At 70.3% G+C, this 16,583-nt stretch carries 12 protein-coding genes; 8 read left to right on the top strand and 4 right to left on the bottom strand.

Annotation, left to right across the window (positions count from 1 at the left end):
* Nucleotides 1-25 precede the first annotated feature (25 nt).
* Nucleotides 26-430 carry a hypothetical protein gene (locus DAA40_RS06665; RefSeq protein WP_106848850.1) on the bottom strand — a complete coding sequence of 135 codons (405 nt, stop codon included), beginning with the start codon at nucleotides 428-430 and terminating at the stop codon, nucleotides 26-28.
* Nucleotides 431-1,921: 1,491 nt separating this feature from the next.
* Here DAA40_RS06665 and DAA40_RS06675 point away from each other — a divergent pair.
* Complete coding sequence (locus tag DAA40_RS06675) at nucleotides 1,922-2,434, top strand: hypothetical protein (RefSeq protein WP_158716281.1); 513 nt, start codon at nucleotides 1,922-1,924, stop codon at nucleotides 2,432-2,434.
* Here DAA40_RS06675 and DAA40_RS06680 read toward each other — a convergent pair.
* Together DAA40_RS06680 and eccCa are read right to left on the bottom strand one after the other, a co-directional pair.
* On the bottom strand, nucleotides 2,427-3,074 hold the full coding sequence (locus DAA40_RS06680) for a hypothetical protein (protein WP_106848853.1): 648 nt from the start codon (nucleotides 3,072-3,074) through the stop codon (nucleotides 2,427-2,429). The genes DAA40_RS06675 and DAA40_RS06680 overlap by 8 nt on opposite strands.
* A gap of 180 nt (nucleotides 3,075-3,254) precedes the next feature.
* Nucleotides 3,255-7,211 carry a type VII secretion protein EccCa gene (gene eccCa, locus DAA40_RS06685; RefSeq protein ID WP_199849647.1) on the bottom strand — a complete coding sequence of 1,319 codons (3,957 nt, stop codon included), beginning with the start codon at nucleotides 7,209-7,211 and terminating at the stop codon, nucleotides 3,255-3,257.
* Between the two features lie 130 nt (nucleotides 7,212-7,341).
* On the opposite strand from eccCa, the gene eccD reads away from it, so the two are divergent.
* From eccD to DAA40_RS06705, 4 genes are all read left to right on the top strand, one after another.
* Nucleotides 7,342-8,730: a type VII secretion integral membrane protein EccD gene (gene eccD, locus DAA40_RS06690; RefSeq protein ID WP_158716282.1), complete on the top strand. Its 1,389-nt coding sequence runs from the start codon at nucleotides 7,342-7,344 to the stop codon at nucleotides 8,728-8,730.
* Between the two features lie 9 nt (nucleotides 8,731-8,739).
* Nucleotides 8,740-10,170, top strand: coding sequence for a type VII secretion protein EccB (eccB, locus tag DAA40_RS06695; RefSeq protein WP_106848856.1), 1,431 nt, complete (start codon nucleotides 8,740-8,742; stop codon nucleotides 10,168-10,170).
* Between the two features lie 225 nt (nucleotides 10,171-10,395).
* Nucleotides 10,396-10,722, top strand: a complete 327-nt coding sequence (locus tag DAA40_RS06700) for a WXG100 family type VII secretion target (RefSeq protein ID WP_106848857.1) — start codon at nucleotides 10,396-10,398, stop codon at nucleotides 10,720-10,722.
* Nucleotides 10,723-10,777: 55 nt separating this feature from the next.
* Nucleotides 10,778-11,071, top strand: a complete 294-nt coding sequence (locus tag DAA40_RS06705; protein ID WP_106848858.1) for a WXG100 family type VII secretion target — start codon at nucleotides 10,778-10,780, stop codon at nucleotides 11,069-11,071.
* 94 nt (nucleotides 11,072-11,165) lie between these two features.
* Here DAA40_RS06705 and DAA40_RS06710 read toward each other — a convergent pair whose 3' ends face one another.
* Nucleotides 11,166-12,623: a S8 family serine peptidase gene (locus DAA40_RS06710; protein ID WP_106848859.1), complete on the bottom strand. Its 1,458-nt coding sequence runs from the start codon at nucleotides 12,621-12,623 to the stop codon at nucleotides 11,166-11,168.
* Between the two features lie 153 nt (nucleotides 12,624-12,776).
* On the opposite strand from DAA40_RS06710, the gene DAA40_RS06715 reads away from it, so the two are divergent.
* From DAA40_RS06715 to DAA40_RS06725, 3 genes are read left to right on the top strand one after another with little or no spacing between them, the layout of a single operon-like run.
* Nucleotides 12,777-13,187: a YbaB/EbfC family nucleoid-associated protein gene (locus DAA40_RS06715; protein ID WP_106848860.1), complete on the top strand. Its 411-nt coding sequence runs from the start codon at nucleotides 12,777-12,779 to the stop codon at nucleotides 13,185-13,187.
* An 8-nt stretch (nucleotides 13,188-13,195) separates the two neighbouring features.
* The gene (locus tag DAA40_RS06720; protein ID WP_106848861.1) at nucleotides 13,196-13,537 is read left to right on the top strand and encodes a hypothetical protein; all 342 of its coding nucleotides are present in this window, start codon (nucleotides 13,196-13,198) and stop codon (nucleotides 13,535-13,537) included.
* A gap of 32 nt (nucleotides 13,538-13,569) precedes the next feature.
* Nucleotides 13,570-16,572: a hypothetical protein gene (locus DAA40_RS06725; protein ID WP_106848862.1), complete on the top strand. Its 3,003-nt coding sequence runs from the start codon at nucleotides 13,570-13,572 to the stop codon at nucleotides 16,570-16,572.
* Nucleotides 16,573-16,583 lie beyond the last annotated feature (11 nt).

The following is a 16,583-nucleotide window of genomic DNA, read 5'->3' on the forward strand; positions in this document are numbered from 1 at the left end:
CCTGGTTCACCCGCCTGTGCGGGCGCTATCTGGCGGCGACGCCGATCGCCGGACCGGCGTCCTTCACCGGGGCAGACGGCTTGATGCGGTCCAGGACCGCGGGCGCCTTCGACAGGATAGTGAACAGGTCGTCGTCGTCGTAGATCAGCAGGCCCTCGTAGGCCTCAGCCTCGATCTGGGACAGCCCGTGCTTGCGCGCTGGCTGCGCCGCCCCGGCCTGCGGGGGCATTCCGGCATGGCCCCGGCCGATCAGCTGCTCACGAATCGCCGCGCGGCCCGCCCGGCCGATCTCGACGCGGGTCGCGTCGCGCTGCAGACCGAACCGTCCCGCCAGCTCCTTGCTGGCCGCCGCTGGAGCGCGCGTCGGCGCCCCCGGGGCCTTCGCTGGCGCGTCCGCCTGCGTTGTGCGGCCACCCAGCCGGCTGGACATGCCACCGCTGGCTGGCCGGGCCCCTCCCGGGCTACCGGGACCGCCCGGACCACCGGGACCACCGGGACCGCCCGGGCCGCCGACCCCGAGACCCATCCGGCCCGGCGCACCCGGCCGGGCGCCGCCGGCACCGCCGGGGCCACCCGCCGCGCTACCCGTGCGCGATCCGCCTGGCGCACCCGGCGCAGCGCTCGTCCTCGATCCGCCTGGCGCACCCGGCGCAGCGCTCGTCCTCGATCCGCCTGGCGCACCCGGCGCACCGCTCGTCCTCGATCCGCCCGGGGCATTCGGCGCACCGCGACCGGGACGCCCGCCAGGCGAAACCCCGCCGCCCGGTCCACCCGCGCGTTCGAAACCAGGATTGATCGCCCGCGGTCCACCGCCGGGGCCACCTGGCCCTCCGGGAGCCGTGCGCCCACCGAGCGTCGGGCGTCCCGCGGCAGGCCCACCGGCCCCCGGCCGACGTCCACCCGGGCACCCCTGCGGGCGTTGCGGCCGTTGAGACGAGATCCGGGAGGGGCCGGGGCTCCGGCGCGATTGCCCGGACCACCGCCGGGTGCCCCGCCGGGCGCACCGGGGCGCCCCCCGGGCGGCGCACCGCCACCTGGGGGCATGCCGCCGGGCACCGTCGGGCGACCGCTAATCGGATCGTTGACTCCCCCCATCCCACCGGGGAACCCGGGACCCCGGCCTCCGGGGGCCGTGGGTCCCGCACCGGGCGCGCCCGGCCGCCCGCCCGGGGCGGTGGGCGCCGCGCCGCCCGGCCCCGCAGGCGCCGCGCCTCGGGCTCCGGCGCCACCTAGGCCGCCTGGTACCGCTCCCGGCGGCAGCCCCCCAGGAGCCGCCGGAGCGGCACCGCGCCCGATCTGATCCTGGATCTGGTCGAGGGATGGCGCAGTTCCGCTGAGACCTTGCGGTGCACCCTGTCGCGCCGCGTCGAGCTCGCCGCGGAGCGCATCCACATCCGCCTGTGTGACCCCGGGCGGCTGCGGCGGCGCGCCGCGCTGAAAGAGGGAGTTGAGCCCACCGGGCTGGCTCATCATCTTCTGCAAGCTGCCGTACGGCGAGGCGGGTGGCGCGCCTCCCGGCGGTGCCGGGGGAGCCCCGCGAAGGCCCGCAGGCGGCGCACCGCCGGGCCCTCCGGGCGCACCACCAGGCCCTCCGGGCGCCGCAGGCGGCGCTCCACCGGGTCCACCGGGTGCGCCACCAGGTCCGCCCGGCGCCCCGGGGGCGCCGGGCGCTCCCGGGCCGGCCGGCCCCGTGACAGTCGCGTCGAGCGGGCCCTGCCATTGCTGACCCAGCTTCATCTTTCCCCAGGCGTCCCTGAATGCCGAGTTCAACGGGGTGGCGATGTCGTTGCGTGCGCGCGCATCGAACTCCCGCTTCTCCTCCTCGACGTGGCGGATGCCGCCTTCGGCCCGGTCCTTGGCTGCTGCCACGATGAGTGCACTGAGGTACTCGGCGTAGAGGGTGACCATCTTGCCTTGGTAGGTGGATACCTCAGTGGCGAGGGTGTGCATCGCGCCGGCATTGGCACCGGCCGCAGACTGCCAGTCGTCGATCGACCAGGTGGCCTGGCCGACTTTCGTGAGGAATGCCTCACTCGCGGTCGGGGATTCCCAGTTCGATTTCAAGGTCCGGCCGGCGGCACGCAGCGCACCCTCGATCTCGTACAGCGTGTCGCTCATGATCTCCCACGACGACCCCGCGCTGCGGATCCCATCGGGCTTGAGGTTCTTGACCGTGACGTTCGTCTGGGTGATCGTCCAGCCCGCGATCGGGCTAGAGGACAGCACGGGGGCAGGGGTGCTGGTCTCGTACCGGCCAGAGTCTGCCTCCAGCTGCATTCTGCCGGGACCCGACGCCGGCGGTGGCGGCGACCAGCCGAAGTTGTCGTCACTCATCGGTGTGCTCCAAGGCGCGAGAACGAGGCGCTCTGCGGGCGGGCAGTCGCCGACCGACGCGAGCGCCTCGCTCCAAAGCGGTAGCGGCGGCTCTAGATGACGCTATTGCCGCCGATATTGCTCAGCCGAGCGTTCCGCAGCGCCGTCTCGTAATCGGACCGGTATGGCTCGGGAAGCTCGGTCTCCGGGTTGGACTCCGGGTTCAGCAGAGTCATCTCGACGTCCTCGGGCGAGGATGCCGCCGGCGCCTCGCACTGCCCGATCGGTGGCGTGTAGTCATTCGGGCTGTAATCGGTCGGATCGGGCAACTGAGGCGAGTTTCCATTACCGCCTTCACCTGCGGCAGCGGGCGGATTCTGACGCGCCTTGTCGATCATTTCCTGCAGCGACATCTGGCCCTCGCCAGGCTGGAAGGCGCTCTGGACGGTATTCATACCCGACGCGGATTCGTCGTCCGCAGCCGTGTAGTTGTTCTGGATGGTCTGGGCACCGAACTGTAGCGCCATCAGGCCTTGCGCCAGGTGCGAGGCGAACTGTCCGAACTGGTCCACACTCGCCCAGTGCATAGCGAAGGCCACGTTTCCGGAGGGGAACGCGGACTGACCGAGCGCGGTGGTTCCCTCCATCAGCATCGAGACATGAGCCTCGTTCGTCGTCGTGCTGACTGCGTCTTCGGCCTGCTCGCCGGCCTTCTTGGAGAACTCACCCAGCTGCTCCTTCACGACCCAGATGTCGCTCATGCTCAGTAACACTCCTCGATTTCGTGTGAACGCTCGCGTGTGGTGAACGAAAACTGCCGTTAACGACTCTGCCATGATGGATCGGACCCCGAGGAGTGCCCGACCGGAAAGTTCATCGACTGGTCACCTCCACCGGGATCCGCCATCCAGGAGCGACGTCGTGGGCCCGGCACCGGTTCCCTACAGGTCGGGTGGAGGCAGGTACCCGAGCTGGACGAGCCGGGCGCCTTCCTTGCGGGTCACATACCAACCGCGTCCAGGCGGCTGCTGCGACGGTCTCGTGTTGCCGATCAAGGCGCCTTCGTCCCGGTCGCCCGACAGCAGGATCCCGGGTGTCGACAGCTCCCGCAGCCGCATCAGCACCGGCTCGAACAACGCGCGCCCGGCGCCGCCCGAGCGCCTGGTCATGACCAGGTGCAGACCCACATCGCGCGCCTGGGACAGAAACTCGACGATCGGCAGCATCGGGTTGGGGTTGCCGGCGGCCACCAGGTCGTAGTCGTCGACGATCAGGTACAGCTCCGGTCCGCGCCACCAGCTGCGCGCCCGCAGCTGGTCCGGGGTGACGTCCGGCCCGGGGAGCCGGCTGCGCATCACATCGGAGATCTCCTTGATCATGTCCGTCGCCATCGCGGACGACGTCCCGTAGGCCAGCAGGTGCGGCTCGCTGATCGCCCCGAGCAGGCTGCGCCGGTAGTCGAGCGCGATGATCCGAGCCTCCTCGGTATCGAACCGGCGCGCGACCTGGTCGGCGAACGCCCGCAGGAAGGCGCTCTTGCCGGTCTCGGAGTCACCGAACAGGATGAGGTGCGACTCGCCGGTCATGTCGGCGTACACCGGCATGAGGTCGGACTCGCCGATGCCCAGCGCGATGCCCTGGGGAGCGGCCACCGGCAGGTCGGCGTACGGCAGCACATCCGGCAGCATCCGTACCCGCGGCGCCGGCGGCGCCTGCCACGCGCTCGCGACCCGCGAGACCAGATCGCGTACGCCGTCCGCGGTCGTGTCGGGGTCCTGGTCCCCGTCGATGCGCGGGAGCCCGATGAGCATCTGCATCTTGTCCTCGGTGATGCCCCGCCCCGGGCTGTCGGCTGGGATCCGCATCGAGGCACGACGATCCAGCACCGAGTCGCTCGCATCACCCAGGCGCAGCTCCACGCGGGTGCCCATCAGGTCGCGGATCGCGGTGCGCAGATCCATCCACCGCGTCGCGGCCGCCATGACGTGGACGCCGTAGGTCAGGCCGCGCGCCGCGATGTCGGTGATCTTGGCCTCGAGGTCGTCGAACTCGTTGCGGATGGTCAACCACCCGTCGATCACCAGGAATGCATCGCCGAACTTGTCCTCGGCGAACTCGCCGGCCCGCTTGCGCCTGCGGTAGGTGGCCATCGAGTCGATGCCGTGCTCGCCGAACAGCCGCTCCCGATAGTCCAGAAGTGCGTTCATCTCGGCGACCGCCCGGCGCAGCTCGGAGCCCTGGGACCGCCCGAATACGCCGCCGACGTGCGGTAGGTCGCGGAGGGCGCCGAGTGAGCCGCCGCCGAAGTCCAGGCAGTAGAACTGCACCTCTCGCGGAGTGTGCGACAGCGCAAGACTGGTCATGATGGTGCGCAGCGCGGTGCTCTTGCCTGACTGGGGTGCGCCGACCACCGCGACGTTGCCGTTGCCGCCGGACAGTTCCAGGGCCATCTCCTCGCGGCGCTGCTCCAGGGGTCTGTCGATCAGCCCGATGTGCGCCCGCAGCCGGCCGTGTAGGTCGGGGTTCGAGACGGCGAGGCCGCGGTCCTGCGTGCCGACCAGTCGGGGCAGCAGCTGATCGAGGGTGGGCGGCTCGTCCAACGGCGGTAGCCACACGCGATGCGCCGGGACGCCGGCGCCCTCGATCCGCTCCACCATCACATCCAGGAGGGTCTCCCCGATCCCCTCGTCAGGATCGGGCTCCGGAGCGGCGAGCTCCTCTTCCTCTGCCACCTGGACTGCGCGGTACTGCGTGTCGTACTCCAACACCTCGATCGCCTTTGCCTCCGGGCCTCGCTGCCGCTCCTCCCCCGCGCGGTGGTAGACGCCGGAGACGTAGGCGGCGCGGAACCGGGTTAGTGCCTCGGTGCCGAACTTCAGGTAGCCGTGCCCGGGGGCGCGCGGAAGCTCGTAGGCATCCGGGCTAGCGATCACCACCCGGCTTTCCATCGCCGAGTTCGTGCGTAGCGATATGCGGTACGACAGATGCGTGTCCAGACCTCGCAGCCGGCCCTCCTCGAGCCGCTGAGAGGCCAGCAGCAGGTGGACGCCGAGGGATCGTCCAACTCGGCCGATCTGCACGAACATGTCGATGAAGTCGGGTTTGGCTGACAGCAGCTCGGAGAACTCGTCGCAGATGATCAGCAGGCTGGGCATCGGGGCCAGCGGCGCCCCCGCGAGCCGGGCCTTCTCGTAGTCCCGCAGCGACGAGTAGTTGCCCGCGCTGCGCAGCAGCTCCTGCCGGCGCAAGAGCTCGCCGTTGATGGCGTCGGTCATCCGGTCCACCAGCGGCAGCTCGTCCGCGAGGTTGGTGATGACCGCACTGGTGTGCGGGATCCGGTCCAGCTTCGTGAAAGTCGCGCCGCCCTTGAAGTCGACGAGCACGAAGTTCAGCGTCTCGGAGTTGTGCGTGGCAGCCAGCGCGAGCACCAGGGTGCGAAGCAGCTCGGACTTGCCCGATCCGGTGGCGCCGATCAGCAGGCCGTGCGGGCCCATGCCGTCCTGCGCGGACTCCTTAAGGTCCAGCTCGATCGCCTCGCCCTCCGCGCCGATGCCTATCGGGACTCTGAGCTGGTTGCGGTTGGCGCGCGGCTTCCAGTAGTCCTTCACATCGAACTCGTAGGGATCGCCGATCGCGAGGAGCTCGGCCAGCCCCATCGCGGTGCTCATCGCCTGCTCGCCTACCGCGCCCATCGACACCCGCAACGGCGCGAGCTGGCGGGCGAGGGCTTCGCTCTGCGCGACCTCGAAGCGGTCTGCGACGCCGAGGCGGTTCTCGCCTTCCTTGGTCCGGCTCTCGAGCTTGCCCGCCTCGTCGATCGCGAGGACGAGCGTGCTGGCTTCGAGCAGCCGCGGCGGCGTCCGGTCGAGGTCGAGGATGGTCACGCCCTCGACTCCAGGGTCCACCGTCAGGTGGCTGGAGCCTTCGACGTCCCCGCCGTCCAGGATCACGACAAGGTGCGGTCCGGTGATCTCAGTGGCGGGGCCGGCGATGTTGAAGCGCGGTCGCGCTGCCAGCAGGTCCTCGAGCATCGCCTCGATCGACTGCACCGACGGCGCCACCAGCCGGACACTGCCGAGTGCGTCCAGCCGCTCGTGGTGGAAGCAGTGCGGCAGCCACTTGGTCCACTCCCACTCCGCACGCGAGTCCTCGTCGCAGCAGATCGCGATCATCAGGTCGTCCGGCGAGTGGTGCACCGCGAGTTGCGCGACCATCGCGCGGATCAACGACCGCTTCGCGTCTTGCTCTCCGGAGAACAGCACTCGTGCGAAGCCGTTGATCGCCATCGCGACCGGCAGGCCCTCGATCGTGCCGTAGGTCTGGACGAAGTGCCGCAGCGCCGACGCGCACAACGGCTCGAGCTCGTCAAGCGGCTTGGTCGCCGGCGGGACGAGCGGCGTGGCCAGCGACTGCGCCCCGACGCCGATTCGCACGACCCCGAAGTCGGCGTCGGTGCGCCGCCGCTCCCACAACCGGTGGCTCGCGGCCACCGACCACAGGGAGTCGGGGTCTGGGTGGCGGTAGTACATCGCCACGCGCTGCTCGTTGGCCGTGCGCTGCACTCGTTTGCGCTGCAACGCCAGGTGCCGCATGTACTGACGGCGCTTGAGCACCATCTCGCGCTTGCTCGGGCCGCCGCTGTTGTTCATCATGCCCATGCCGACCATGCCGAGGGCCGACAAGCCAAACATGCCGCCGAGGATGTAACCGATCGGCCCCGTCGAGCGCATGCTGAACATCAGCGCCATGGCACCCGCGCCGGCCAGCATCGGCAGCACCATCAGCAGCTGGCTCCAGGCCTTCCCCGCCGGCGGCGGGATCTCCGGGGGCGAGTCGAGGATGACCTCACCGGACGGCAGCTCCGGCGCGTCTCGTCGCGGTTGGCGCCGGACGATCATGGTGCTCAATCGACAGTCTCCGTTTCGGGGGCGTGATCACGCACGTCTGAGGCGGCATTATCGTAACCAGTGCAGTCCGTTCGATACCCGCCGTCCCAGGCGGCGAGCACTAGTCACCGGAGCTGATCTCGTGAGCCGTACGTCCGCCGGGCTAGCGCGCATCACCGTCGCCGCACCTCAACGACGCATGGATGTGGCGCTGCCGGAGCACTCCGTCGTCGCCGAGCTGCTGCCGGCGATCACCAAGCACGCCGGCGAGAGCCTGGCCGACGACGGTCAGTCGCACGGCGGGTGGACGCTGCGGCGATTCGACGGCACGGACGTCGACCCCAACCGGTCGCTGGCCGCCCAGGACATCCTGGATGGCGAGATCCTCCAGCTGGTCCCCCGGCAGACGGAATGGCCCGAGCTGGACTACGACGACATCGTCGACGTGATCGCGAGCGGCGCCCGGCGTACGGCGCGCGGCTGGGCGCCGGATGCGACCCGCCGCACCGGCATCGCCGTCGCCTGCGCGGCGTTCCTGCTCGCGCTCGGACTGATCCTGCTCGGCGGGATCCCGTGGACCACGGCCTCGTACGTCGCGATCGGAGGGGCCGTGCTCACTCTCGGTTGTGCGGCCACGCTGAGCCGGGTCCTGAAGGACGCCGCGGCCGCGGTGCCCTTCGGCGTCCTGGCGATGATCTTCGGGTTCGTCGGCGGGTTCCTCGTCGCGCTGCGTGACAACCCGATCTCCCAGGCGTCCGCCACGCACTACCTGATCGGCTTTGCCGGCCTCACGCTCGTGAGCCTCGTCGCGTACGGCGCGATCGCCTACCGCACGCACTGGTTCTTCGCCGGGATCTTCGGCGGGCTGGTCGGTGCGTTGGGCGCCTGGCTGGCGCGCTGGGACTCGTTGAACCCGATGGAGGCGGCGGCGATCGTCGCCTCCATTGTCGTGGTGCTGACCTCGACGTTTCCGCTGCTGTCGATCCGCCTCGCGAAACTGCCGGTCCCGACCCTGCCGACCACGACCGAGGAGCTGCTCGCCGACCCGCCGGCTCAGCCGCTGCCGCGGGTGCACGCGACGGTGCAGCGCGCCGACGAGATGCTCACCGGCTTCTTCATCGGGTCGGCGGCGGTGCTGCTGGTGTGCCAGGTGTTGTTGATCACCAGCGGCAACACGACCGCGCTCTACCTGGCGTGGACGATCATCGCCGCCAACCTGCTTCGGGCACGCCTGTTTCCTACGCTGCGCCACCGCATCCCGCAGCTGGTCGCTGCGTGCGGCGGCGTCGCGATCGTGGCGGCCACTGCGCTCGCTGCGTCAAGCACCACACGGCTGCTGGTCGTCGTGCCGATCCTGGGCGTCGTCGCGCTCGGCGTGCTCGCGCTGAGCCGCTACCTCGTCGAGAACCGACCCACGCCGTTCATGTCAAGGGTTGCCGACATCCTTGACGTGATCGTCATCATCGTGATCGTTCCGCTCGTGTGCGTCGTCATCGGGCTGTACGGATACCTGCGCGGCCTCTACGGATAGGAGTCATCGGTGGCAAGTCGGCGCGACCTGTTCCAGTCCTATCAGTTCATGATCCAGCGGGTGGTCTCCAGCGTGGTGCTGCGCGAGACCGACCCGCTGCAGTCGCCACTGCGCCGCATGGGCGGCGCGGCGTTCGCCAGCGTGATGATCGCCGTCATCTCGCTGGCCGCGGCCGGTGTGATCGGGCTGGTCAAACCGGGTGGCAACAAGACCTGGCGCGACGGGGCCGCCGTGATCGTCGACAGCAGCAGCGGCGCCCAGTATGTCTACCTGAAGGACTCCAGCGGCGAGTTCCAACTGCACCCGGTACCCAACCTCGCCTCAGGCGCGCTGCTGATCGGGACACCCGACACCGTCGATGTCGCCTCACGATCGTTGGACGACGTGCCGCGGGCGGCCCCCATGGGGATCGTCGGGGCACCGGACGCCTTGCCGGCCGCCGACCAGCTGTCGACCGAAGCCTGGACGTTGTGCTCGCTGCGGGCCGAGAACATCAGCGGCGAGGAGCTGCCCAACACCTCCTTGTCGATCGGCCGGACCTACACCGAAGGGGCCGACCTGGGGGACAACGGCGTGCTGGTCCGCGACACCGAGGCCGGCGGGCTGTATCTGGTCGCGAACGGGCGACGATATGCAATTCCGCAGGAGGCGCCGGTGCTCGACGGCCTCGGGCTGCGCAACGTACCGCAGATCCGGGTCGGCAGCGCGTGGATCAGCGCGATTCCCGCCGGCCAGGACCTCGCCCCGGTGCCGGTCGCGGGCGCCGGGTCGCCGTCCAGCATCGTCGACGGCGGCTACGTGGGACAGGTTCGGTCCGTTGCAACCCCCGACCGCACCCATCAGTACTACCTGGTGCTCGCCGACCAGCTCCAACCTCTCACCCAGACTCAGGCGATGGTGACCGTGGCGGACCCTGCGCTCGCGGTTGCCTACCCGCAAACCGGCGCGCCCACGGTGCTTGACCTGAGCCCGGCGGTTGCGGCTTCCGCGCCGAAGGTCCCCGTGCCCGAGGAGTCTCCGGCGGATCTGCCCGCTGCCGCGCCGGAGATGATGTCGAACGCCTCGGACCGCGCGACCGTGTGCGCGTCGTACGAAAGCTCCGAGGCGGTGCCGTCGATCGCTGTAGAAGCCCGGGTCGAGGGCGCGGAGATGGCGCCGGCCACCGAGAGCCGGACCCAGAACGGCACCGTTCTGGCAGACCGGGTGCAGGTGGACGGCGGATCGGGCGTGCTCGTGCAGTCGATGCTCTCCCCCGGCTCCACCGACTCGATGCTGTACCTGGTGACCGACCGCGGCCAGCGTTTCGCGATCATCGGCGAGGACGCCCGCGGCGCGCTCGGCTACCAGAACGCCACGCCGGTGGCGATGCCCGCCTCGCTGGTGGCCCGCATCCCCGAAGGCCCCGCGCTGGACCCGGCCGCGGCCCGGACGGCGATCTGACCGCCTGCCGAACAGGTCGGGAACTCCCCTCGAACCGAGTGAATTTTGCATGAACGGGTCCAGGTCGCCGGTGGCACCGTCAATGCTGTTGCAGTTACGGTTCCTTCCGGCGGCCTTCCCACACGGGGCCACGGGCGCCCGCAAGGACCCGCGGTGGAGCACCGCTCCCGCCGCGGCCATGCGGTCAGGCTGGATCAGACAGACACTTTGCAGGATGGAGAGAAGATGGGTACCAAGACCTCTACACCGGAGATGCAGGCATTCCAGGTCAAGGCCTCCGACGCCGCGACCACGATCACCACGGCGATGAACAAGATGATCGGGGAGCTCAGCGTCCTCGATGCCTCGAAGGGTGCCTTCGCCCGCGCCTTCCAGGTCACTCGCGACATCGTCAACCGGGAGACCCAGAACCTCAGCAACGCGCTGAACGGCATCTCGGTCGACGTCGCCACCGCGGCTGCGCAGTACGAGCAGTCGGACGCCGAGCAGGAGGCCGAGATCAAGAAGGCCGAGAACGCTGCTACCGGCATCACCGCTGGTCTCGCCCGCTAATTCCTCCGACTAGACCTCATCTCACAACCCACACTCAACTCAGGGAGCTACAACCGTGACCGGTGAATACCACGTCAATTGGGACGACCAGTCGACCGCTTCGGCCTCCGTCGTGTCCGGCACCTCCGCGCTGGACTCCACGCTCGCCGACGTCAACAGCGCCGTCAACGCGATGATCGGCCACTGGACCGACGGCACCGCAGTCGATGCCTACCGCGAGCGCCAGAACCAGTGGAACACCGCCGGCGACCGCATCAAGGAAGCCCTCACCCAGTTCAGCGCCGGCCTGACCCAGGCCGCCAGCCTCTCTCAGGGCACCGAGCAGACGAACACCAGCACCGTCGCCTAGGCCCCGCAGCCAACGAGCGCCGCACCGGATCGATCCGGTGCGGCGCTCGTCGTCTGCTCGGAGCGGGCTCGGGCCAGCCTGCGTGCGCGCAGGCTCAGTCCAGCTGCTTGGGCGTGAACAGCGCCTCGCCCGACACATACTCCGCCGGCGCCTCGTCCGCGCTGGCCGGGCGGGTCGTCGTCGCAGCCCCAGCCCCGAGGCGACGAGTACGTCGGATCGCCCAGATCGCGAAGCCGCCGCCCAACGTGGCCACCACCGCCCCGCCGCCTATGTAGTTCAGCAGCGTCCGGGCGTTCCGCTCGTCACGAGCAGCCTGGATCTCCGACTCCGACGGTTGATACGGCTGCGGCGCGTTCGGCGGCACCGGGCCCGAGCCGGCCATTGGCTCGTTCAACGCGCGATAAGGATCGACGATCCCGCTGCCGTAGCCCATGTTCGGATCCGGCACGCCGTCCGGGGCCGTGGTCGCAACGATCCGCGCGATCACCGCATTCGCTCGCTGGTCCGCCGGAAGCCCCGCTATGCCCGTTCGCGGATCGGCCAGCACCAGCGCTGCGGTCGCGGCCACATAGCCCGATGCGATCTGGGTCGAGACCCACACCTCCTGGCCGTCGATGGCGGCTGCCACCACATCGACGCCGGGCGCGACCAGGTCGACGTAGGGGCCGATCTGGGACGCGGCCCCGCGCATGCCGTCGGGGCCGACCATGCCCACCCCGAGAACCTGGGGGTATGCGGCAGGGTACGGCGTGAGCGACTCGGGAGTCGGCGTCATCGGGGGCGCCTCGGGGGAATGCTGGTCACCGACCGCAGCCACGACGACGACGCCTGAGGCGACCGCCTGCGCGACCGCCGCCTCCAGCTCGGGACTCGCGAGGTAGACCGCGTGGGGCACGACGATGACCGCCGCACCCGACTCGACGGCGTAGTCGATACCGGCGGCCACCGCCCCGGCCTGCGGTTCCGGCTTGCTCTCGTCGTCCGAGCTCAGGGCCTGCGAGACGCGCACCGGCAGAATGCTGACGCCCGGTGCGAGGCCGTAGAAGCCCACGCCGTCCACCTTCTTACCGGCGATGACGCTCGCGACGGCCGTTCCGGAGCCGAGACAGTCGTCGTCCGCGCGGTTCGCGCCCGCTGCGAAGTCGCGCCCTCGTAGCACCGACCCGGCCAGCTGAGGATGGTCGGCCTGCACTCCCGTCGACAGCACGGCGACGGTGATTCCCGTGCCAGTCGTGAACGGCCAGATCCGCTCGGGCGCGCTATAGCTGCTCACCTGCCACGGCACCTCCTCGATCGTCGCGGAGGACGCCGGCGGATTCTTGCAGTACTGCGCCTGCTGGTTCTGCCCGCTCGGCGAACTCGTAGCCGACGAGGCCGAGCTGGCTGCCGATCCCGAGGCCTCTGATCCCGAAGTCTCCGATGGAGCTGAGGAGGCGGACGGCGTCGTCGAGGCCGGGTCGTCCCCGGGAGCGGCGACCGCCGGGCCAGCGATCAACAGCAGCCCGACCGCTCCGCTCGAGGCCCAACGAGCGATCCGTGAGGTGGTGTGCATAGACTCTTTCTCGCGCTCGGATCTCGGCCGCTACGCACGCTAGCCGGGCAAAGTGGCCAGCAGGTTAACATCCCAGCGCGGCCTCGCGCCGTCCCGGCCGCGTCGATAGAGTGGCGAACGGACCCGACCACGACGAGACGGATCGAGAGCACGTTGAGCACCGGTGGCCACGACTTCCCCGAGCTGGACCGCATGCGCGCCTACTCCGAGGAGCTGCAGGGACAGGTCCAGAAGATCATCGACGAAGGCGCCGACATCCATCGCCGCATCGGCGAGGTGTCAGCGACGGTGGTCTCGGAGAACGGGCTGGTCGAGGTGACCTCCGATGGCCGCGGCCAGGTGACCGAGCTGCGCCTGTCGCCGGAGATCTACCGGCGTCCGAACTCCCGCGAGCTCGCCGAGTCGATCCTCGAGACGATCCGCGCGGCGGTCGACAAGGCCGTCTCTGAGGCGCAGGAGATCGCGGCCGAGGTTGTGCCCCGACAGAGTCTGGATGTCTATCGAAACGGCGAGATGGATTCGATCGTCGAAAACATGACCAGCCGGATGTTCGGAAAGGACTGAGCCACGACATGGCCGATGACAGCGTTTACATCGATCCGCAGCAGGCCTCCAATGGAATCGCCCAGTGGGACGCCGCGGCCGGCGACGCACAGGATCACTGGAAGACGAAGACCGGCGAGGCGACAGGCTTCGGATCGCCCTGGGGTTCGGACGCGGCGGGTCAGCAGTTCCTCGCCAACTACGGCGGCAACGAGCTGATGCAGAACAGCGACGTCGCCGGGATCTTCAAACACCTCGTGGAGACCGGAAAGAACGTCCGCACCGCGATCGAGGCCTCGTTGGCCTCCGACGAGCAGCAGGCCAGCGGCGTCGAGGGCGTCATCGAGCCGGGCACCGCTCCGACGCGCTGACGCGCGCATCTTAGAGTCGAACGTCTGCGCCGATGGGAGACGTAGAGAAGGCCTGGGCCTTCATGAATCTGCCCGACTGGGCAGATCAGCTCATGTCTGTCGTGGTCGGCGGCGAGAAATGGCCCGCGGGCAGCGAGACCCAGCTGTGGGAGCTCGCCGACGTCTGGTTCGCGCTGCAGGAGCTTCTTGGCGAGGACGCCAAAGAGCTGACCGGCGCGGCCAACACGCTCCTGGCCGGGTGGCAGGCACCGGCTGCCGACAACTTCCGGGATCTCGGCGAACAGCTGGTCTGGCAGGGTGAGCAGGCCGCACTCCCATCGATCGCCAAGAACACCGGGCAGGTCAGCCAGCAGCTGATCGAGTTCGGGCGCACCACACAGTTCACGAAGTACACAATCAACATCGCGTTCTGGATCGCGGTCATCGAGCTCTTCGCGCTCGTGCTCGCCGCCTTCTTCACCTTCGGAACCACGATCGTCGCCGCCGGCGGCGTGAAGGCAGCCCTCTCTCTGGCCATCAAGGCGGCGATGCGGACGCTGTTCACCCAGGCCGGCCGCAAGGCGGTCATGTCGCAGATCACCAAGGCGTCAATCAAGCAGGCGACGGTTCGGGCGGTCCGGCAGATTCCGGGCGAGATGCTCGAGGAGATGCTCGAAGAGGTCTTCATCGACACGCTCGCCCAGGCGATGCAGATGGGCCAGACCACGCCGGCCGGTCAGCCGATCAAGCCGGACTGGGACTTCCGCTCGACCGCGACAGCCGCGGTTGGCGGTGCCGCCGGCGGTGCGGGCGGCGCGCTCGTTGCTCCCATGACGGCGCCGCTGCGCCGCTCCCCGTTCATGGGCAACATGCTGTCGAACATGGCGACGAACGCCGTCGCCTCACCGATGGGCGGCAGCGCCGCGACCATGTTCAACAACGCCCTCGACGGCAAGCCACTGCTCAAAGGCGTGGGAGCGAATTGGTCGCCGGAGAACATGATGAACGCGGCGCTGACCAGCCTGTCGCGTCCGTCGCCACACTCGTTGTTCGACATGAGCAGCCAGGGCGCCATCCGCCACACGACGAGTACCGGCGGTGACTTCTTCAACGCGGTCACCACGGGAACGGTCCCGTCGAGCCATCCGCTGGCAGCGGGCATGCCGGCGGTGGGCAACAACCTCCCGTCCCGGGCGCCCATGCCCGGCCAGATGACGTCCGCCGCTCCCTCGACGTCCGCGGCCCCCTCGACCTCCACCGCTCCCTCGACCTCCGCGGCCCCCTCGACGTCCGCGGCCCCGACACCGAGCGCACCCTCCGACGTGTCCAGCGCCCCGAGCGTCGCGGATGCCACCTCCACCGCACCCAGTCCGGCGGCGCCCGACGCGCCGTCCACCGCACCGGCCTCCCCGGGGACCGACAGCACTCCCGCGGCGCCAGCTACCACCGACGGCCCGGGCGGCGATTCGGCCAGCTCGGCGGGTACCGATTCCACCAGCTCCACGAGCCCGCCCAGCACCTCCGAGACCACCGGCAGCCAGGACAGCGGACCACAGTCGGCGCCCCCGAGCACCTCGGCGCCATCCAGCGAGTCCGGGCCTCCGCAGGCGAGCACGCCCGGAGACGGCACGAGCGGACCGGGCTCGGCCCAGACCGGCGGCGACTCGCAGAACACATCGGGCAACCAGGCCGCCTCATCCTCGACGACCCAGTCGTCCTCGCCGCCTCCGCCGGGCAGCACGGCCACCCCGTCCGACATCGGGGTCGATCCGACCTCCACCGCCGCCGACCCGACGGCCGGCGCTCCGGACAGCGGGGGCGCGGAGGGGACGTCCGCGAGCACCGAGACGTCCGCACCGGTCACGGACCCGGCGACCGACACGCGGGCTCAGCACGGCGGACCCAGCGGCCCGCCTCCCGGCGACGTCGCTCATCCGGCGTCCGACAGCGAGCAGGGCGGGTCCGCTTCCTCGACCACCAGTCCCGGGACCCCCGGCGCGTCCGACTCCTCGACCACCAGCCCCGGCACCCCCGGCGCGTCCGACTCCTCGACCACGTCGGCCGATCCGGCGAGGAACGCCGGAACCCAGGCCCCCGCAGCCAGCACCCAGCAGGCCGCTGGCGAGTCGCAGGCTGGACTGGTCGCCGGCGGCGCCGCTGCCGCACAGGCATCCGGGGTACAAGCGGCGGCGGACGCCGAGGCCGACGCTGACGCCCCTCCAGCTGCGGCAGCTCCGATGGGAGTCGCCGGTGCGGCACCGCCGGCCACCGGCACCAGCCCTACCGCGAATCAGCAGCCGGGCGGGCCGCTGACCGGCCGGCCGACCAACCCGGCGGACGTGCGCGCCGACCGGACAGAGGCCGGCAACGAGAGCACCGCCGAGACGGCGGCGTCGAGCGACACCGGACCCGGAACGCTCGCGGCCCAGATCGCCCACCACCTCCACACCTCGAACTTCGACACCCACGGCCGGACCCTGACCGAGCCGGCGATCAACGGCGCTATCCAGCACATGAACAGCGACCTGTCCTCGATCGCCCGGGGTGGCCCGGAGATGGTCACACACGCCCAGGACGCCCTGAACCGGCTCAGCACCGGCGATGCGACACAGTCGGACGTCGACCTGCTGGTGCACCAGTTCACCGAGTCGGTGGCGCTCGAGCAGCGCACGCTCGCAGATCCCGCCACCACGGATACAGCCGCCCAGCTTCAGCAGAACGCCTTGCTGGCCACGCGCATCGCCGAGCAGCAGAGCCCCTTCTTCACCACCGGCACCGCGGTCGACGAGCAGATCAGTGCGCGGGCCCTCGACGGGGTCGCTCCCGATACGTCGAGCACCCCGGCGGTCGCCACCGACCCCGCCGCGGACCCCGATCCCGACAGCGCCCGCCGCGGACCCGATCCCGACAGCGCCCGCCACGGATCCCGCCGCGGACCCCGATCCGACAGCGCCCCGCCGCCGACCCCGCGACGCAGCCACCGCACCCCACCGGAGGACGCGAGCTCGCACAACCCACCCAGCGCGAGGCCGAGCTCGCCGAGCGCGGCCGGCTGATGGTCCAAGGC

It is taken from the genome of Blastococcus sp. Marseille-P5729 (genome assembly GCF_900292035.1).
In the GTDB taxonomy this organism is placed as follows: Bacteria; Actinomycetota; Actinomycetes; order Mycobacteriales; family Antricoccaceae; genus Cumulibacter.